This window comes from Motilimonas sp. 1_MG-2023 (assembly GCF_030547455.1).
Lineage (GTDB): Bacteria > Pseudomonadota > Gammaproteobacteria > Enterobacterales > CBDFNC01 > Motilimonas.
In genome coordinates, this window is sequence record NZ_JAUOPX010000002.1 from 143981 (window position 1) to 164336 (window position 20356).

Sequence of the window (20356 nt, forward strand, 5' to 3'; positions counted from 1 at the left end):
CCTAACTGAGTGTAATGATAACGATTACTATCAAGGTTATTATAAACAAATTTTAATCCCTGTCACCTGATTTGGATAGTAATCATTTCTATTTAGAATATCTTTTAGGAATAAGCATAGATAATAAAAACAAAAAAGCCCCGAATCATCGGGGCAAAGGTAGACAACACACAACGGAAGCTACAAATTAACGGCTTGGACGTACCGTTACAAATTCTGGGTAAGCATCAACGCCACAATCATGAATATCCATACCCGTCATTTCTTCGTCTTCTGTGACACGGATACCCATGGTTTGCTTCAAGATAGCCCAAACAATGAATGAGGCGATAAATACAAAACCAAAGATAACTGCTGCACCAAATAACTGGGCAGTAAACGACGTTTCTGCATTTGAGAAAGGCACAACCATCAGACCAAACAGGCCACATACACCATGAACAGAGATAGCGCCAACTGGATCGTCAATTTTAACTTTGTCAAAAGCAACGATACTAAACACCACAAGGCCTCCAGCAAACACACCAATAAGAGCGGCAAATAATGGGCTTGGCGATAGAGGATCAGCTGTGATAGCAACAAGACCGGCTAAAGCACCGTTCAACATCATTGTTAAATCAGCCTTACCCCATTTTATTTTTGTTACTACTAGCGCAAAGATGGCACCTGTTGCTGCTGCAGCATTGGTATTCACAAAAATTTTGCCTACTGCTGTTGCATTCTCAGCATCAGAAATCATTAACTGCGAACCACCATTAAAACCGAACCAACCCATCCAAAGGATAAATGTACCTAAGGTAGCCAGTGGCATATTTGAACCAGGGATCGGATGAACTTCACCATTTTTGCCGTATTTACCACGACGAGCACCAAGTAGTAGTACGGCTGACAATGCCGCTGCCGCACCAGCCATATGCACAATACCAGAGCCAGCAAAGTCAGAGAAACCCGCAGCAGATAGGAAACCACCACCCCACGTCCAGTAACCTTCAATTGGGTAAATAACACCTGTTAGTACTACGCTAAAGGCAAGGAAAGACCAAAGTTTCATACGCTCTGCTACTGCGCCCGATACAATCGACATGGCCGTAGCAACGAATACCACTTGGAAAAAGAAATCCGATTCTAGCGAATGGTCGGCGCCATCTGCTTGACCACCAATCAAGGCACCAAAAGAAGGAATGATGCCACCCTCAACATTATCGACATACATAATGTTGTAACCCACTAGCAAGTACATGGTACAAGCAATGGCGTATAACGCGACGTTCTTAGTTAAAATTTCGGTGGTGTTTTTTGAACGTACTAAGCCTGCTTCGAGCATCGCGAAACCCGCGGCCATCCACATCACCAATACACCTGACATTAAAAAATAAAAAGTATCTAGCGCAAAGCGCAATTCAATCACTGTGTTTTCCATGATCCTATCTCCCTTACAGTGCTTCGTTGTCTAACTCACCAGTACGAATACGTACCACTTGAGTTAGCTCATAAACAAAAATTTTGCCGTCACCGATTTTTCCGGTATAGGCTGCGCCAGTAATAGCCTCAATAAGGCGATCGACATTTTCTTCACTCGTCGCAATATCAAGCTTCACCTTAGGCAAAAAATCGACATTGTATTCTGCGCCACGATACAGCTCGGTATGCCCCTTCTGACGGCCAAACCCTTTTACTTCTGTCACGGTCAAACCATCTACGCCAACTTCTGCCACAGCTTCTCTGACATCATCCAATTTGAATGGCTTGATAATCGCACTGATCATTTTCATAACAACTCTCCCTAAGCATGTATTTTTAATTTTCTTATACTAGGTATTACAAACTCCGTGCCAGAAATTAAAGCCAAACAATTTCAACAGCTTAAATATAATTGATAAATTCAACTGACCTTTACGCACCAAATTAAAGCAACATAGTTTTAACAATGCGCTCTATCGGGGCAAAATGAGGATTCAAGGACATCAAAGTTGGAAAAGGTTACAATATTGCAGGTTTGGACAGGTTAGAGAGACTAAGTTTGGATACGATAAAAATATCAGAGCGCGTATTTATTCCATTTAAAGAAATAGAATTTACCTTTGTTCGCGCCCAAGGAGCAGGTGGACAAAATGTAAATAAAGTTAGCACCGCGGTGCAACTAAGATTTAACTTCTTAGCGTCCAATGCCCTTCCTAATAGTTATAAAGAGCGTCTGCAACAAGTTAGCGATCATCGTATCACTAAGGGTGGTGACATCATTATCAAGGCGCAAAACAGTCGCAGCCAAGACTTCAACAAACAAGACGCGATAGAACGGCTAGTGGAATTAATTAAAAGCGCCAACGTAGTGCAAAAGCGCCGCATTGCCACTAAACCTACGAAAGGCTCCAAGACCCGCCGTTTACAAGGAAAAACCGTGAAAGGAAACGTGAAGAAACTGCGCGCTAAGGTCACTTTTTAATGGCCATGTTTAACCGGCTCGATTTTACAAAACAGAGTAGTAGGGAAAAGAACCTAGTTTCTGAGTTAATTGAGTTGCTTATTGCGGGCAGTTCACCCAGTTTTTTACGAAAGGTTGAGTGTTTAGTTTTTCGAATTAAGGCTAATCAAAAACGCTTAGTAGCCAGTTTGAATAAATCTTTGATAGGAAATTAATACCTGCTCGAAATCTTCTAAACCACACAAAGCTAAACTTTCCTCATCATAAAAGCTCATATCATCGGGTAATTCGTCGTTATCGGATAGCAGGATGTTGGCGACAACCTTGGCTTCTTCTTGATTAAGAAACAAGGAAAACTCCGCTCCTAATAATTCAAACTGCTCCACCCCTTGGGTTTGGAGCAGCTGAATTTGGTTTAGTAAACGAGATATGCAGGCAAGATCCATATTTATCTCTTGCTCTAGCCAAACTCCCAAGGCTTCATGGCCCATAGAAAAATGACTTTTTATTGTGTTATGTAACATGTCGCGTTTAAATTCAAACTCCAAAATCGAACCTCATATTGTCAGTCGTGCTCGATGATGGATTCTACCTTAGAGCTTGAACTTAGTACTCAACTTTTAACTACTGGTAAACCAGAAAGTCTCGTCCTAAGTCAGCTCTGGTGTTATTTATTATATTTAAAACTGTCTAAGTTTTGTCAGCGTTTATTTTAGTTTGTCGCTGTTTTTAATGCTGCTTCTTTGCTTAATACATGAGTTGGAACCAACTCATAAGCGGCTTGTGGCTTAAGTACCACAGCTGATTTGCTAGCAACCATTAACATTTGCTTCAAGCGACTGTCTTCTAATGGTTTTAGTAATAGACCTTGAATATCAAGTAAGCTGTTAATGCCAAGTAGCTCACGTTGAACATCAAAGTGCGTCACTAGAACACGAATATCTGCAACGGCTGAGGTTTCCCCCATACGGATACGTTTTACTAGTTCGATACCTGCAGTGTCATTCAACAATGCGTCAATCACTAGTAGGTCAAAGTCCTGTAAAGCAAAAGCCTGCTCTGCAGCTTCAACAGTTGCTGCACTTTCAACGTAAGCAACATTTAGGTTTTCAAGCTGTGCAACCATAGCATCACGGTCGCCGTTATTACCTTCAACTACCAATACTTTTAGGTTAGTTGTAACAGCTTCTGGTTTATTCACTAGCGGCGTAGGTTGACCAACTTCAGCGCCTTCTAAACGAGCAATGTAGCCACGCTTAGGAATGGTTGAAATGTTCAAGCCATGAATGCTTAGGTTACCAATGCTTTTACGCAATTGTGAAATGTGTTGGTTGATCGTGTGGTCGGTTACCAGACGGCCCCATACATGCTGCGCTAGATCTTCACGTGTTACTACCGTGTTTAAATTCTTACACAAGAAGTGCAATAGCGATGTACGTAGTGGTCCTAAGTAAACTTTACGATTACTATGGATCAGGCTGTTCTGACTCGTATCTATGTGGTATTCACCCACAACAAGGCTTTTTTCTAGCATAATGACACCCATATAATTAAAAAAATAAAATTGTGACTGACAACATAGTTTTATCAAGACTTTGTAAAAAAATCCAGCCGTGTATGCAAATTAATTGACTTTAATTTAATCAAATCCCTGCAATCTAACTAATTTGTATCGCTATCTTATATTTATCCAATAAAAAACCCTCCTGAGAGGGTTTTTTTTGGTGTTTTTTACTTTTTAAGCGATTTAAACGGCTTGTGTAAAAATTACCTTCTCAGCCTTCTTAGTATAACTTGGAAGCTGATCAAAGTTTAGATATCTATACGTATCTGCCGAAGTAGCATCTAATTGTTTGGCATATGTCATATATTCATCAACTGTTGGTAATTTTCCAATAATCGCTGCAACCGCTGCCAGCTCTGCTGAACTGAGGTAAACATTGGCACCGGTTCCCAAACGGTTAGGGAAGTTACGAGTTGAAGTCGATACAACCGTTGAGTTGTCAGCCACACGCGCTTGGTTACCCATACATAAAGAACAACCTGGCATTTCAGTACGTGCGCCTACTTTACCAAAGATGCTGTAGTAACCTTCTTCGGTTAGTTGTGCTTCATCCATCTTAGTTGGCGGAGCTACCCAAAGACGAGTTGGTAATTGACCAGAGAAGTTATTAAGCAGTTTACCTGCGGCGCGGAAATGACCAATGTTAGTCATACATGAACCGATAAACACTTCATCGATATCCGTGCCTGAAAGCTCGCTTAACAGTTTCACGTCATCTGGATCGTTAGGACAAGCTAAGATTGGCTCTTTCACTTCGTTCATGTCGATTTCGATAACAGCAGCGTATTCAGCGTCAGCGTCAGCTTCCATTAGTTCTGGATTAGCAATCCACTCTTGCATCGCAGTAATACGACGCTCGATAGTGCGCACATCACCGTAACCTTCGGCTAGCATCCACTTCAGCATCACGATGTTAGAGTTTAAATACTCAATAATCGGCGCTTCATTTAGCTTGATAGAACAACCCGCAGCACTACGCTCAGCAGATGCATCTGACAGTTCAAATGCTTGTTCAACTTTCAGATCAGGTAAACCTTCAATTTCTAGTACACGACCAGAGAAGATGTTTACTTTACCTTTCTTCGCAACCGTTAATAGACCATCTTTGATCGCGTAATAAGGGATAGCATTAACTAGGTCACGCAAGGTGATACCTGGTTGCATTTCACCTTTAAAGCGGACCAATACTGATTCAGGCATATCCAATGGCATTACGCCTGTTGCAGCAGCAAACGCCACTAAGCCAGAACCAGCAGGGAAAGAAATACCTAATGGGAAACGAGTATGAGAGTCGCCACCAGTACCAACGGTATCTGGTAATAGCATACGGTTTAACCAAGAGTGGATAACACCATCACCCGGACGCAGTGATACACCGCCACGGTTCATGATGAAATCAGGTAGAGTATGATGAGTGTTTACATCGATTGGTTTCGGGTATGCCGCGGTGTGACAGAAAGACTGCATGGTTAGATCTGCAGAGAAACCTAAACACGCTAAATCTTTTAGCTCATCACGCGTCATTGGGCCGGTAGTATCTTGCGAGCCTACTGTGGTCATCTTAGGCTCACAGTATTGACCTGGGCGTACGCCAGCAACATTACAGGCTTTACCAACCATCTTCTGCGCTAAGGTGTAGCCCTTAGTGGAAGCGGCAACATCTTCAGGTAGCTTGAAGATATCTGTTGGGCCTAAACCTAAAGATTGACGCGCACGATCCGTTAAGCCGCGGCCAATAATTAATGGAATACGGCCACCAGCACGTACTTCATCAAGAATAATAGTGGTCTTTAGCTCAAACTTAGCAATTTCTTCACCGGTTTCGGCATTTTTAACCACGCCAAGGTGTGGGTAAATATCAATTACATCACCCATGTTTAAGTCGCTTACATCCATTTCAATCGGTAGTGCGCCAGAATCTTCCATAGTATTAAAGAAGATAGGGGCAATTTTACCACCGATACAAACACCACCCGCACGCTTGTTAGGCACGTGTGGAATGTCATCACCCATAAACCAAAGTACAGAGTTAGTGGCTGATTTACGAGAGGAACCGGTTCCCACTACGTCACCCACATAAATTAACGGATGACCTTTAGCTTTAAGTGCATCAATTTGCTTAATTGGACCCACTTCGCCCGCTTGATCGGGTTCAATACCTTCGCGCGCATTTTTCAACATCGCAAGTGCATGTAATGGGATGTCTGGACGAGACCATGCATCAGGCGCAGGAGACAAGTCATCAGTATTGGTTTCGCCAGTTACCTTAAATACGGTACCGGTAATTTTTTCTGCCACTTGCGGTTTCTTTAAATACCACTCGGCATCCGCCCAAGACTGCATGACTTGTTGTGCATACGCATTACCTGCTTTGGCTTTTTCTTCTACGTCGAAGAAAGCATCAAACATCAGTAATGTATGAGATAACGCTTTAGCCGCAATTGGGGCTAACTCGTCATTATCTAGCTGAGCAATCAAAGGCTCAATATTATAGCCCCCTTGCATGGTACCGAGTAACTCAGTAGCACGGGCAGCTGATAAAATAGGAGAGTTGGCTTCGCCATTAGCAACAGCAGCTAAAAAGCCTGCTTTTACGTATGCCGCTTCATCTACGCCAGGGGGTATACGATCGGCTAGTAATTCAAGAATAAACTCTTCTTCGCCAGCAGGTGGCGTTTTGATTAGTTCGATTAGGGCAGCGGTTTGTTCAGCATCTAACGGCTTAGGAACCACTCCTTGGGCAGCACGCTCTGCGACGTGTTTACGATAAGCTTCAAGCACGACTCGTTCCTCTTTTTAATGTATATCACCTATTTGCGGTGATTTTTATCCTTTGACGGGTACATTGCTGTTAATGCGATAGATCGACTTAAACAACGATTTAAAAGCAAAAATGCAGGCAATATGACCATTTCGAAGCAGCAAGAGTATATAAGATTCAAGTAAAAATTAAAATTTAATACGTCAGTAAATTATTTCATTTATGTTATCAAGTTATTAAAATGCGAACTTAAACCCACTCAGGTATGTCTCCATGAATTTTTTGCAATTAAACGATAATCAATTGATAAAGCAAGCAAACTACCTTAATGGGAGGTGGCAAGTTAGTAACAAATCCATAACAGTTAGCAACCCAGCTAACGGGGTAGAACTAGGCACCATACCAGTGATTGATAAGCTCGCCCTTGAACAAACCATTACAGCGGCACAAGAAGCATTTGATACCTATTCAAAAACAAATAGTTACAAACGAAGTGAGTGGTTACTCAAATGGTATGATTTGATACTTTCCGCGCAGGATGACTTAGCCAAAATACTGACTCAAGAGCAAGGCAAGCCATTAGCTGAAGCTAAAGGTGAAATACTTTATGCAGCCTCGTTTATTAAGTGGTTTGCCGAGCAAATCAATGCCGACTACGGCTTAACCTTAAACTCACCCGTGGATAACAAGCAGTTTCACACTCACAAGCAAGCCATTGGCGTGGCGGCATTGATTACGCCATGGAATTTTCCCGCCGCGATGATCACCCGCAAAGCCGCTGCCGCTCTTGCCGCAGGCTGTAGCATTATTATCAAGCCTTCCGAACTCACGCCGTTTACCGCCATCGCCTTAGTCGAGTTAGCCCACCGTGCCGGTTTTCCAAAAGGTGTTATCAATCTTGTTACCGGAAACGCACCTATGATTGGCGATGCACTGTGTCACGATCAACGAGTCAAAAAGCTTTCTTTTACAGGTTCAACGCCTGTTGGACAAAAGCTATTTGCGCAAAGTGCTACTAGCTTAAAGCGTTTATCACTTGAGCTTGGCGGCAATGCGCCCTTTATTATTTTTGCTGATGCTGATCTTGACGCTGCTGTTGACGCCTTAATGATCAGTAAATTTAGAAACAACGGTCAAACTTGCGTCGCCGCTAACCGTATTTATGTCGCTCAAAATTTACAGCAGGCATTTTTAACTAAGCTAAAGGCAAAGTTGCCATCGCTCACTGTCGGTAATGGCATGGATAAAAATGTGCAGCTCGGTCCGCTGATAAACCAAGCCGCTGTCGATAAAGTACATGACTTAGTGGCAAGCGCTATCAGTGCCGGCGCTAAACTTGAATACCAAGCTGACTTAAATGAATCAAACAGCCCCTTCTTTCCTGTCACCTTGCTGGTCGACATAACCCCCAATATGCCTATTGCCCAGAAAGAAATTTTTGGTCCGGTGTTAGCTGTGCAATGGTTTGATGAAGAGACCGAGGTGATTACACGTGCTAACAGCACCGATGCAGGGCTGGCAGCTTACTTTTTCAGTGACAATATCCACCGTTGTCAGCGGGTTGCTGGCGCATTAGATTACGGCATGATAGGGATAAACGATGGCATGGTTTCAAATGCCGTTAGCCCGTTTGGCGGCATCAAACAATCAGGCTTAGGCCGAGAGGGAGGCCACACTGGCTTAGCTGAATATCAATATATTAAAGCCCATTGTTATGGCCAGTTAAGTTGATATAGTCAAAAGCCCCCTGTTCATGGGGGCTAAACTGTTAAGATGAGGTTATATTTTCGAACCTAAGAAGAAATAAATACTACTATTACCACCTTCAGCAAGCCCTGTCGCTAAGGTGATAGGCCCAAGACCCGTATCAACCGACACGCCTAAACTCCCTGCCGTAATCATGTTGTCAAAGCGTATGTCGCGACTGCTTTGCCAAACATTACCCTGCTCAATCGAAGCCGAGAAATACATGGGCAACCGCACTGCACCAAAATTATTATCTAGAATGCGATAGCGATACACCACAGAGCCAAAGACTTTATAACGTCCAGAAATTTCGTTGCGTAACAGGCCTGATAGATTTTGAAAACCACCTAGATCCTGCATCACCGCGGGAGTCTCAAGCTTAGTGTTTACGCCACCATATATAGCGTTTAGCTCTAGTACATGGCGTTCCCAACTTTGTACATTCATCCAATCTATTTGTCCTAGCCAACCGTCATCTTTTTCGCCATCGCTACGCTCGGTGATCCATTGCAGTTTGGTCTCTAACACACTCCCTTGGCTTGGGAAAAAAGCGTTATCTAAACTATCATATCCGAGCAAAATATAAGGGCCATAGAAGGTAAAATCACTGTCCAGACTAGAGCCGATAAACTCCATATCTCCCTCCTCAACCGACCAGCCAGCTTCTAAAATAGAGCGCGGTGAGATATTTAGACCAAGGGACGTATCAAAGCCAAGGGAGCTATATTCCGTTTGCCAGTATTTGATGGTGCCACCGCTAGTATTAGCATCAGGAAAAAAATAGTTTCGCTGATCCTGCTGGTACACAACCTCAGCATCCCAGTAGTAAGTTTGGGTTACATTTAGCGGAACATGCACTTCGCTCGATAGCCAAGTTTGCGTTCCCATAATGACGCGGTTGCGCCACTCTGCGCCATGTGAAGTCAAATCCGTTAAGGTATAAGAAAGACCAAAGGCAATTTTTGAGTTTTCTGCTTGTGTTTCCTCTATCCCCAATAACATATCGAAATAACCCGGTCCCCAAGGCTTCTCTTTTGCCGTCACTTTAAGCACCCGCTGACCTTGGTCGGTTACAAACTCATAATCGACCCGCTCAAAAATACCTTCGGCATAAAGACCTTGAATATTTTTTTCTAGTCGCAGCTGATCATAAGGCTGATTTGGTTTTACTTTTAACCGTGCCCGAATAGTGGCTTCCGATAATTGGGCATCGGTTTCAATATCAACGCGATCAACAATAAACATATCACCTGACGGTAAACCCGCTCTGATATTCAACTTTCTAGCAGTGTATAAAGCATAATCATCCGCCGATACAGAAAGCCTTTGCAACTGCCCCAATTTAGCCTGCGCAGCTGCAACGCCTAATGGTAAAATCTCCGCCATACGTTCAAATTCACCCGTTCCAATTTCACTAATAGCTGGTTTGAGTAAAATATCTTGGTCAGACATTAAGGCAATCTGCTTTCGAGTACTTGACTGCGTCATGTAATTGCTGAGCTGATCTAAAATAGTGAGGTAAGAATCCAACTTAACTTTACCAACTAAAGGAGAACCAATATCTACCGCAATAACAATGTCAGCCCCCATCTCTTTTAGTACATCGATAGGTAAATTATTCACTATGCCGCCATCTGCAAGGTAGTGGCCATCTATTTCCATCGGTCTTAGTACGCCAGGCACCGACATACTGGCTTGCATCGCATTCACTAGATTGCCTTGCTTGAGTACATAGGGTTCCATTTTTTCCAAGTCAACCGCCAAAGCGCGATAAGGAATGGGCATATCATCGAAACTATCAATATTAGTTAAGTTTAACGTCGACTCTCGCAGCAGGCGTGCCATGGTTTCACCTTGGATCACGCCATGAGGTAACGCGATACCGCTGCCATCAAAGCCAATGTCTGATTGCAGTAAAAACTGCTCATTTTGCTTTTTTTTGCGATAACTTAAGTTTTCGCGAGCAACCTTGTCAGAAAAGCCTTGATTCCAATCGGTTGCAAACATGCGCTGTTCTATTTCGGCGGCACTTAACCCTGATGCATACATACCCGCCACATAAGCCCCCATTGATGTGCCCGCGATATAGTCCACCGGAATATTAAGCTCTTCCAACACTTTAAGCACACCGACATGAGCAGCCCCCTTGGCACCACCACCACCCAATGCCAAACCTACTTTTGGCCGCTCAGATGCGAGCACCACAGCACTAGAGCCAGACAGCAGTAAAATAAATAATAACCGAAGCATGATTTTCCTTAAGTGAAATGGTGTTCAAAGAGCGATGGCAATTATACCTATCAGCTATATTAATGCCCTAACCAATGTGATTATTTTTCCTACAAAAACGCCTTAAATATATCCCGATACACTTAGCTTATCTAAACTGGCCAAGGCCAAAAAATAAAGCCTATTAGCGACCAACTAAGAATGGCTTAAGCACTCTGCAGAGTTAACGTTTCAAATGCCTTAAATATTAAAAAGCCCGATACAGCAAGCTATATCGGGCCTATATTTAATCAACGCTTGGCACTACGGGCGAGGGATAAACCCTACTGCGTCGTATACGGCTTTTAGGGTCACTTCAGTGCGCGCCGAAGCTTTTTCCGCTCCTTGCTTCATAATACGATCTAGCTCAGTTTGATCTTCTCGTATTTGATGAAAACGCGCTTGAATCGGCTCGATCATCGCCACCATCGCCTCGGCGGTATCTTTCTTGAGATGACCGTACATTTTGTCTTCGTAGTCCGGCACTAAATCCGCAATAGTGCGCCCTGTTGCAACAGAAAGCAGCGTGAGTAAGTTAGACACACCCGGCTTTTCAGTAGTATCAAAGTAGATTCGCGCTTGCTCATCAGAATCCGTTACCGCGCGCTTTAGCTTTTTCTCAATTTGCTTTGGCTCGTCAAGTAGCATGATGTAACCCCCCGGATTCTCATCCGACTTCGACATCTTTTTAGTCGGCTCTTGTAAGCTCATCACCCGCGCCCCCACTTGTGGAATAAACGGATCAGGCACTTTAAACACCTCACCATAGAGGTTGTTAAAGCGGGTTGCAATATCGCGAGTCAGCTCAAGATGCTGCTTTTGGTCTTCCCCTACAGGCACTTTATCCGCTTGATAAATCAAGATATCTGCAGCTTGTAGCACAGGGTAGCTAAATAGGCCCACATTCACGTTGTTAGAATGTTTATCTGATTTATCTTTAAACTGCGTCATCCGGCTTAGTTCACCCATTTGGGTGTAACAGTTAAGCACCCAAGCCAATTGCGCGTGCTCACGCACTTGCGACTGGACAAATAATGCTGATTTTTCAGGATCAATACCACAAGCGGTATAAAGGGCAACGCCATCTAATACGCGATCGCGTAGCGCCTGAGGATCTTGGCGCACCGTGATAGCATGCAAGTCGGCAAGCATAAAGAAACAGTCATGGTCCTGCTGTAACGTTCGCCACTGGTTGATAGCACCTATATAGTTTCCTATTGTCATGCCACCGGTTGGCTGAATGCCACTTAATACAACTGGGTTTGCCATAAAACGTTCCTTTATTTTTACTGTTCTTGCTGATGCATCGCTTAAATTAAGCGTTAACTTTGCAAGCTAATGAATTCAATAACTCTGAAATATTATCTAATACTAAATCAGGCTCAGATATGCGAATATCTTCACCGTAGTTATACCCGTAGGTTAAGCCTGCCACTGCCATGTTGGCGGCCTTTGCAGCGAGAATATCATTTTTTGAATCACCTACCATCAAGGTTTCTTCAATCTTGCTACCTAGCACTTCACAGGCATGAAGTAGCGGCGCTGGATCAGGCTTACGCACCGCCAAACAGTCGCCCGCGACAACCAACTCAAACAACCCGGTTAAGCCATATGCAGACAAAATCGGCGCCATGTATTGGCCCGGCTTGTTGGTCACGATGGCCAGTTTGTAGCCCACTTGCTTTAAGCTGATTAAGGTCATGCGTACATCGGGGTATAATACCGATTTTTCACTTAAACAAGCCGCATAATACTGCTTAAAAAGTTGATGTGCTTGTTGTAACTCTTCAGCACAAATGTTTGCAGTGAGTTCAGTCGAGCCAGACAGTGCGCGCTTGAGTAGCACGTTCGCGCCATTGCCGACCCAGCCTTTCACTTGATCTTCAGGGAAGGTTGCTTTGCCCATTGCCGTTAGGGTTTGGTTAACGGCTTGCGCCAGATCTGGTGCGCTATCAAGCAGCGTGCCATCCAAATCGAACAATACGGTATTTATTTTTTGATAAGCGCTCATGCACCAACCTTAGCGAGTTCGCCAACCTTAGCGAGTTCGCCACGCATTTCATCAATGACTGCTTTGTAATCGGGTTGATTGAAAATGGCAGAGCCAGCCACAAACATGTCTGCGCCTGCTGCGGCGATTTCGCCAATATTGTTAACGTTAACACCACCATCAACTTCAAGGCGAATGTCGTAACCACTGGCATCAATTTTTGCGCGTACTTGGCGCAGTTTATCGAGGGTGCCAGGAATGAAAGACTGACCACCGAAACCAGGGTTAACCGACATCAGTAAGATCACGTCTAATTTATCCATCACATAATCAAGATAATGCAGTGGCGTCGCAGGGTTAAACACTAAGCCGGCCTGACAGCCATGATCTTTAATAAGTTGAATACTGCGATCGATATGCTCTGACGTTTCTGGATGAAAAGTTATAATAGACGCGCCAGCTTTAGCAAAATCAGGGATAATACGGTCAACTGGCTTAACCATTAAATGCACATCGATTGGCGCCGTAATACCGTGGTCACGTAACGCTTGGCACACCATCGGGCCTATCGTTAAATTAGGTACATAGTGATTGTCCATCACATCAAAGTGAACAACGTCGGCACCAGCGGCTAATACATTGTCTACCTCTTCGCCGAGACGGGCAAAGTTTGCAGATAAAATTGAAGGGGCGATCAAAAAGTCTTTCATTTTATTATTCTCATGGTAGGGCTCGCGGGCATTTTACCTAAGGCAGCCGATTCAAGCTAGTGCGGATTATTTGTGCAAGGTAATCTGACTGGATTTAGCCACCAATCATCACAATGAGGAATAAAAAAGATGGCATCTGACGAACAAAAAACCAGTATCAAACAGAGCTTTAAAAGTGCTTTGGCCGCGTTATTTGGCATTCAAAGCAGCAAGCAACGCGAGCAAGACTTTAAGTCTCACTCTCCTTGGCGTTTTGTTTTGGCGGGTGTTATTGCGATTGCCTTATTACTCGGTACGCTATTACTCGTGGTGCAGTGGGTACTAAGTTAATGTAGGTGAAGTCATTTCTATTAAAACAACGCCAATAGTTCAGCCACTTTATTACGCAGACTAGCTTTGCTACTGATGGTTCGCTTAACGTGGACAACATTCAATTGCGCACCATGATACAGCTCGCGCGTTAATTCAATATCATGATTGCTCACTAGTACGGGAATATTACGCGCCGCGGTTTCACGACTTAATCGCCCGAGTACAGCTTGATCATCCAAGGTAAAGCCATTAGCCGCATATGAAGTGAAGCTAGCACTAGTACTCAAAGGCGCATAAGGCGGATCGCAATAAATAACATCGCCTGATGATGCTCGAGCAAAGGTATCACTGTATGACTCACAGACAAACTCAGCTTGCTGCGCTTTCTCAGCAAAAAACCACAATTCAGCAGCAGGAAAATACGGCTTTTTATAACGGCCAAACGGCACATTAAAACCGCCCTTTTTGTTATAGCGGCACAAACCGTTGTAACCATGCCGATTAAAGTAAAGGAACATTAACGCCCGTTCGAATTTATCAGAACATAGGTTAAATTGGTTGCGCAAATCGTAATAACGATCGGAATCATTAAAGTCAGCAGAAAAAAATTTTTCAGACTCTTTAATATAATCGTCTGGTTGCTGCTGCAAAATTTGATACAAGTGAATCAGATCTGGGTTGATATCATTGAGTAGGTACTGCTTGTAGTCCGTATTTAAAAATACTGACCCAGCCCCTACAAAAGGTTCTATTAATCGCTCTTCTTGTGGGAGGTGGCGCTTAATGTCTTCAATTAAGCCAAACTTGCCCCCTGCCCATTTTAAAAAGGCCCGGTTTTTTTTCATTATTATGGTCGACCTTTAATCAATCGCTTCTTGCTGGATCTGTTTGTAGCCTTTGGCCCAAGGCTTGAGAGTGCGTAAATTAGTGGGTAATGAAGCAATGTCATTCATCGCCGCACGGCGTGTCTTATAATCACCATGAACCACTAAATAGGCGGTTTTACCCTTACGGCTAATTTTAAAATAGGTCGCGGTTTGTTCAATATTATGTTCTTTAACAAAAGCTTTTAACACCGGCAGTGAACTAACCGCAGCCAGTTGTAAACTATAATGTTGGCTGGGAATTTTTTTAAGTTCGGCCGTTGTAGTTAAACGAAAGCCTGATTTAATCGCAGCGGTAGGCGCCACCGTTGTTGATGGTAGCGGCGCAACGGTCACTATTGGCGTTTCCTGCTTAGATTGTGCAGCTAATTCTGTTTCGGGTGTAATCACCACGTCTTCAGCAGGTTGAGTCAGCACTTGCTCTAACTGTTCAACAGATTGCACGGTCACCTCATCAGCACTTATCTGCTCATCAGTCAAAGCGCTTTGTTGTTGCAACTCAGCCTCATCGCTGATGCTATTGGCACCTAACTTTTCAATCACTTGTTCTGGTACTGTCACGCGCTTGCGAGGATCCTCCAGACTTTCCAACTCTAACTCGGAATGTTCCACTTCACTCGGCAGCGGAGCATCATCTTGCCAAGAGGTAACGAGTTCATCAGGCGTTAAAGGAGGTGTACTTGGCTCAGGTGATGGCTCAGTTCGCTCACCAGCCGTGATTGAATTGACCGGCTCATCAAGCAACGCCATTGCTAAAGATTCATTATCCGAAGGCGTACCTGCAACTTCGTCGCCAGCGCTTGGCACAATAAAATAATAAAAAGCCCCAGACATCAGTAGCGCCGCCAATATCATTAACGCAATAAGAAGTAACTGAGAGTTACTTTTCATTTTTCCTACCTCTACTGGCGTTTCGTTAACAATGACGTCAACCAAGCGTTGTAAATTTGCTGGAAGCCCACCACATGCTTCAATCTGTCGATGGATTGCCGCATTATTTTCAACTTTAGCTTGATAATCAGCTCGCTGCAGTATACTGCGTACAAATTGGTGGCTTTCTTGCTCAGATAAGGACGGGATATCTATTTCAATCGGTGGCGTGTCTGTTTTACCAACTAATAGTGCAGCTTGCTGTTCACACCAAGTTGGGTCAGCAAACAACAGCACGTTAATTTTATGATTAAAGCCTTGAAAGCGGTTTTCTAACAACAGTAACCATAATTCACTAATCAAATCTTGCGGCAGAAAGTGTGCATCATCAATGACCAGCAGTATATCGGAGCTCGCATCGCCCAACATGCGAAATAGGCTTTCACCTAAATTATCTTCAGGATTAAAGAGCGGCTTAGATACCAGTTGTGATAGCAAACCATCACGTGCTTTGTTAGCTCTGATGCCGGGAGAGCAAGAGAGTAAACTCTGATTCGATTCGATATCAAGGCTCAATAAACGTTGGATCAGAATTGTTTTTCCAGATCCATTTTCACCCGATATAAAGGTGATGTTTGAATTAAAACGAATAAGATGTTGCAGTCGCTCTAACAACTGCAACTGAGAGGGGATGTCAGCCAGTTGGATATGTTGATCCAGCATGGGCTATCTATTTACCTGTAATAACGTTTCTCAGTACATCTTCAGTAACATCTGCGAAGATATCTGATTTACCTATATCAGTAGGTAAAATTAAACGTAATTGACCATTTAATACTTTTTTATCAATCTGCATATGATGCATAAAAGTATCAAAGGTCATATCAACAGGCGCTGATACAGGTAAATCAAAGGCTGCAATTAAATTGCGCATACGCAGCACTTGGTCTTGATTGAGCAAGCCTAGTGCTAATGATGTCTCTGCGGCTAAAACCATCCCCGCAGCCACGGCTTCACCATGTAACCAATTACCATAACCTTGTTCAGCTTCAATCGCATGGCCAAAGGTGTGACCAAGATTGAGCAAGGCTCTCGCCCCTCTTTCTTGCTCATCTTGACTCACAATTTCGGCTTTTATTTCACAGCATCGTTTAATCACATGCACTAAAGCATTTGCGTCCAATGCTTTCAGTTGTGCTTGATTTTGTTCCAGCCAAGCGAATAACTCATCGTCATAAATAATACCGTATTTGATCACTTCAGCCATACCAGCCGCAAATTCACGGGCAGGTAAGGTTTTCAAACAATCAATATCAATGGTAACAACTGACGGCTGATAAAAAGCCCCTATCATATTTTTGCCCAAAGGGTGATTCACTGCGGTTTTACCACCAACAGAAGAATCAACTTGGGACAATAAAGTGGTTGGAACTTGGATAAAGCCAACGCCACGCTGGTAACAAGCGGCAGCAAAACCGGCCATATCACCCACTACGCCACCACCAAGCGCTATCACACTAGTATCACGCGCATGACGCTTAGACAGTAACCCATTGAGTATCAATTCAAATGAAGCTAAAGTTTTAAATTGCTCACCATCGGGCAAAATAACTTCATCGATCGAATACTCAGCTAACGTTTGCTTAAGCTGCTGTAAGTAAAGGGGCGCTACCACGTCATTAGTCACAATCATTACTTTTTTGGCTTTTATAGCAGGAGTAAATAATTGCGCTTGTGCTAACAAACCTGCACCGATATAAATCGGGTAACTACGTTCGCCTAAATCAACGTTAAGGATTTCCATATCTACTCAAAAGTCCAATAGTTTGATAATTTGATTTGCCACAATTTTGGCGCTTTGCTCGTCAGTTTTCACGGTGTAATCCGCAATTTCTTCATAGAGAGCATTACGCTCGTCAGCTAGGTTTTCTAGCACGTCGCGTGGGTCATCTACTTGTAATAAAGGTCTACGTTTATCTCTTTGAGTACGAGCTAACTGTTTATCAACCGTAGTTTCTAGGTAAACAACTATGCCACGCGCTGATAAACGGTTACGATTATCTTTATTTTTTACTGAACCACCACCAGTTGCAAGAACAATGCCTTGTCTCTGAGATAGGTCGTCAATCGCTTCCTCTTCGCGCTTACGAAATCCTTCTTCGCCTTCCACATCAAAAACCCAAGCAACATCTGCGCCTGTACGTTTTTCAATTTCTGTGTCTGAATCGAAGAATTCAAGATGTAACATCTGTGCTAGATGTCTGCCAATTGTACTTTTGCCGGCACCCATTGGGCCGACCAGAAAAATATTTCGTTTCTCTGCCATGGTCCTACGTTTTTTCTATATATAGCTGTTTAAACGTCAGCACGATTCGACTGACCCGTATAACCTGTAAATCTGTGATTAAGACGGTGATTATCTCAATTGTCGGGGGGGGTTTGCAACCATTGAAAAAAAATGAGGCCACATTTTATCATGTGGCCCCACTTAAGTGCTTATATTACTCAGAGAATGCGTCTTGAGTAATAATTTTTGGTGTCACGAAAATCAGTAATTCTCGTTTAGAGTTTTCTTGGATCGTATTTCTAAACAGAGCACCGGCCCAAGGAATGTCACCTAACAATGGTACTTTTGTAACTGTATCTTTAATTTGTTGCTGATAGATACCACCAAGAACGATTGTTTCACCATTATCAACTAACACCTGTGTGCCAATCTCTTGCGTGTCAATAGAAACCGCTTGTCCTACTGCTGTTGCAACCACCTCACCCTTACTATCTTGGGTAATAACCAAATCCAAAATAATTTTGTTATCAGGCGTAATATGTGGCGTTACATTTAGGCTTAATACCGCTTTTTTGAAAGCTACTGATGTTGCACCACTTGATGCTGATTCAACGTATGGGATCTCAGTACCTTGTTCGATATAAGCCGTTTTTTGGTTCGCTGTAGTAATACGCGGGCTTGCAATAATTTCAGCCTTATTCTCACTTTCTAATGCGGAAAGTTCTAAGTCCAAAATCTTACCATCAGCTAACTTAGCCACCTGAAATGCTATTGAACCTGCACTGGTACTTGCTACAGGTAGGTTCACATTTAAACGTTCAGCTAAGCTCGGAGCGGAAGGAGTACCATTTACTCCAGATGCCGAGCCTGTTCCTTCTAAGCTACCAGACGTACTGCCATTTGTAGTGGCTTTTGTAAAGCCCCAACGGACTCCAAGATCCTGCTGTACACCATCAGTCACCGTCACCATACGTGATTCGATTAGCACTTGCTTAACTGGAATATCCAGAATTTCAATCATTCGTTTCACGCTGTCGATAACATCTGCGGTGTCTTTAATCAACAAGGTATTAGTACGCTCATCAATTGACACACTACCACGACTTGATAACAAACTGGCATCGCTACTCGATAGCATGCGTGAGATATCGCCCGCTTTAGCGTAATTAATTTGCAAAAACTCAGAGTAAAGCGGTGCTAATTCACTCACTTCTTTCTGGCTTTCAAGTTGCGCTTTTTCCTTCGCGGCAAGTTCAGTAGCAGAGGCAACCATTAATACATTGCCTTCCATGCGCTTACCTAAGCCTTTCACTTTTAGGATAATATCTAACGCCTGCTCCCAAGGTACCTCGTCTAAGCGTAAGGTAATGTTGCCTTGAACTGAATCAGTCGTTACTAAGTTGAAGCCATTAGTATCAGCAAGGATCTGTAATACAGTACGCACTGAAATGTCTTGGAAATTAAATGAAATTAACTTGCCTTGATAAACTGTTTTCTTCTTATCACGCTCTTTTTTCTTAACATCAATGACAAACAAGCTATCAAGCTGATCGTAACGGTATTCAAAATCACCCGCGATATCCATTTCAAAACGCGTTTTACCATTTGCGGTAAAGGTTTCAACAGTTTTAACAGGAGTAGCAAAGTCAAGAACATCCATCACGTAAAGTAAGTCATCACCAATATGAGTACTTTGGAACTCAGCAAGTAACTTAGTACCACGCTTACGGATATCTACTGCAATGGTTGAGTTATCTAACTTAACTAATAACTGGCCGTTACCCGCCTCGCCACGTTTAAAGTCGATCGATTCAACACTGTTGACGAACCCTTTTGGTGTTCCTTTTACTGCGGTAGATGTCACCAGCGTCGGTTTAGCAACGGGAACAATCGGTTTTGCCGCGGGCTTGGTTTGCTTAACCGGTTCAACTTTAATTGGAGCAGGAGTTGGCTTAACGGCCACTATTTTATTCGACGCGCTCGCTGGCACGTCAACAGCTGATTTAGGTGCCGGAGTAACACTGGCTAATTTTGCACTAGCAGCTAGAGCTGAAGCCGTTGCTGCTTTGGTTTCATTTTGGCTAACGGCTGCAACCACAGCATCTTGCTGAACAGTAGTTGATTTTTTCTTCGCCGACGACACATCACCAAAGCGTACGGTGAGTTTATTGTTGTCATGTTGTAAACGGTAAGGCATCAACTGACGTAAGCCGATAACGACCTTAAGGCCATCAGCTGTACGCTCTGCTTTAACCAACTCGACACCATCTTTATCAACGGGCACAGGGTTGAGCTTCAACACAGAAGAAGCATCTTTTACATCAATGACTAACTGGTTAGGCCGATAATGCAATTTATCTGTATAGCGTAATACAGGCTCACTAAACTCAAGTTCAAGTTCAACCTTGCCTGCCATCAACGAGTTTACGTTAAGCTTGTTTAATTGTGGCTCAGCGTAGCTTAGGCCAGAAAACAGCGTAGCCCCTAAAATGGCGGCACTTAGCTTGGCCATATTAAATTTTAATTTATTGGTGCTCATTAA

The 20356-nt window shown here is 43.3% G+C and carries 17 protein-coding genes; 3 read left to right on the forward strand and 14 right to left on the reverse strand.

What is annotated here, in order from left to right; genetic code table 11:
- Positions 1-187: 187 nt before the first annotated feature.
- On the reverse strand, positions 188-1420 hold the full coding sequence (locus Q4519_RS01815; protein WP_232801498.1) for an ammonium transporter: 1233 nt from the start codon (positions 1418-1420) through the stop codon (positions 188-190).
- A gap of 13 nt (positions 1421-1433) precedes the next feature.
- Complete coding sequence (gene glnK, locus Q4519_RS01820) at positions 1434-1772, reverse strand: P-II family nitrogen regulator (protein ID WP_232801499.1); 339 nt, start codon at positions 1770-1772, stop codon at positions 1434-1436.
- Between the two features lie 248 nt (positions 1773-2020).
- Between glnK and arfB the strand changes: the two genes are divergently transcribed.
- A complete protein-coding gene (gene arfB / locus Q4519_RS01825) occupies positions 2021-2443 on the forward strand; it encodes an alternative ribosome rescue aminoacyl-tRNA hydrolase ArfB (protein ID WP_303508857.1) in 423 nt (140 codons plus the stop codon).
- 155 nt (positions 2444-2598) lie between these two features.
- Here the strand turns inward: arfB and Q4519_RS01830 are convergent, their stop codons facing one another.
- The 3 genes from Q4519_RS01830 to acnB form a co-directional block, all read right to left on the reverse strand.
- Positions 2599-2970, reverse strand: coding sequence for a YacL family protein (locus Q4519_RS01830; protein WP_303508859.1), 372 nt, complete (start codon positions 2968-2970; stop codon positions 2599-2601).
- Positions 2971-3134: 164 nt separating this feature from the next.
- The gene (locus Q4519_RS01835; protein ID WP_233052519.1) at positions 3135-3956 is read right to left on the reverse strand and encodes a winged helix-turn-helix domain-containing protein; all 822 of its coding nucleotides are present in this window, start codon (positions 3954-3956) and stop codon (positions 3135-3137) included.
- 213 nt (positions 3957-4169) lie between these two features.
- Positions 4170-6767, reverse strand: a complete 2598-nt coding sequence (gene acnB, locus Q4519_RS01840) for a bifunctional aconitate hydratase 2/2-methylisocitrate dehydratase (RefSeq protein ID WP_303508863.1) — start codon at positions 6765-6767, stop codon at positions 4170-4172.
- A 253-nt stretch (positions 6768-7020) separates the two neighbouring features.
- On the opposite strand from acnB, the gene Q4519_RS01845 reads away from it, so the two are divergent.
- Complete coding sequence (locus Q4519_RS01845; RefSeq protein ID WP_303508866.1) at positions 7021-8478, forward strand: NAD-dependent succinate-semialdehyde dehydrogenase; 1458 nt, start codon at positions 7021-7023, stop codon at positions 8476-8478.
- A gap of 48 nt (positions 8479-8526) precedes the next feature.
- Here the strand turns inward: Q4519_RS01845 and Q4519_RS01850 are convergent, their stop codons facing one another.
- The 4 genes from Q4519_RS01850 to rpe all read right to left on the reverse strand — a co-directional run bounded on the left by Q4519_RS01850 (position 8527) and on the right by rpe (position 13461).
- Complete coding sequence (locus Q4519_RS01850; protein WP_303508870.1) at positions 8527-10743, reverse strand: patatin-like phospholipase family protein; 2217 nt, start codon at positions 10741-10743, stop codon at positions 8527-8529.
- Between the two features lie 282 nt (positions 10744-11025).
- Entirely contained in the window at positions 11026-12030 is a 1005-nt protein-coding gene (trpS, locus tag Q4519_RS01855) for a tryptophan--tRNA ligase (RefSeq protein WP_232801506.1), read from the reverse strand.
- 46 nt (positions 12031-12076) lie between these two features.
- Positions 12077-12772, reverse strand: coding sequence for a phosphoglycolate phosphatase (locus Q4519_RS01860; RefSeq protein ID WP_303508874.1), 696 nt, complete (start codon positions 12770-12772; stop codon positions 12077-12079).
- A complete protein-coding gene (gene rpe / locus Q4519_RS01865) occupies positions 12769-13461 on the reverse strand; it encodes a ribulose-phosphate 3-epimerase (RefSeq protein ID WP_303508877.1) in 693 nt (230 codons plus the stop codon). Before rpe ends, Q4519_RS01860 begins: the two co-directional genes overlap by 4 nt.
- A gap of 129 nt (positions 13462-13590) precedes the next feature.
- Between rpe and Q4519_RS01870 the strand changes: the two genes are divergently transcribed.
- Positions 13591-13791: a DUF2970 domain-containing protein gene (locus tag Q4519_RS01870; RefSeq protein ID WP_232801509.1), complete on the forward strand. Its 201-nt coding sequence runs from the start codon at positions 13591-13593 to the stop codon at positions 13789-13791.
- 20 nt (positions 13792-13811) lie between these two features.
- Here Q4519_RS01870 and Q4519_RS01875 read toward each other — a convergent pair whose 3' ends face one another.
- From Q4519_RS01875 to pilQ, 5 genes are all read right to left on the reverse strand, one after another.
- Positions 13812-14621 carry a Dam family site-specific DNA-(adenine-N6)-methyltransferase gene (locus Q4519_RS01875; protein ID WP_232801546.1) on the reverse strand — a complete coding sequence of 270 codons (810 nt, stop codon included), beginning with the start codon at positions 14619-14621 and terminating at the stop codon, positions 13812-13814.
- Between the two features lie 12 nt (positions 14622-14633).
- Positions 14634-16250, reverse strand: coding sequence for an AAA family ATPase (locus Q4519_RS01880; protein WP_303508880.1), 1617 nt, complete (start codon positions 16248-16250; stop codon positions 14634-14636).
- Between the two features lie 7 nt (positions 16251-16257).
- Positions 16258-17331 carry a 3-dehydroquinate synthase gene (gene aroB, locus Q4519_RS01885; RefSeq protein ID WP_303508883.1) on the reverse strand — a complete coding sequence of 358 codons (1074 nt, stop codon included), beginning with the start codon at positions 17329-17331 and terminating at the stop codon, positions 16258-16260.
- Positions 17332-17337: 6 nt separating this feature from the next.
- A complete protein-coding gene (gene aroK / locus Q4519_RS01890) occupies positions 17338-17853 on the reverse strand; it encodes a shikimate kinase AroK (RefSeq protein ID WP_232801512.1) in 516 nt (171 codons plus the stop codon).
- 175 nt (positions 17854-18028) lie between these two features.
- Positions 18029-20353, reverse strand: coding sequence for a type IV pilus secretin PilQ family protein (gene pilQ, locus Q4519_RS01895; protein ID WP_303508887.1), 2325 nt, complete (start codon positions 20351-20353; stop codon positions 18029-18031).
- Positions 20354-20356: the final 3 nt, after the last annotated feature.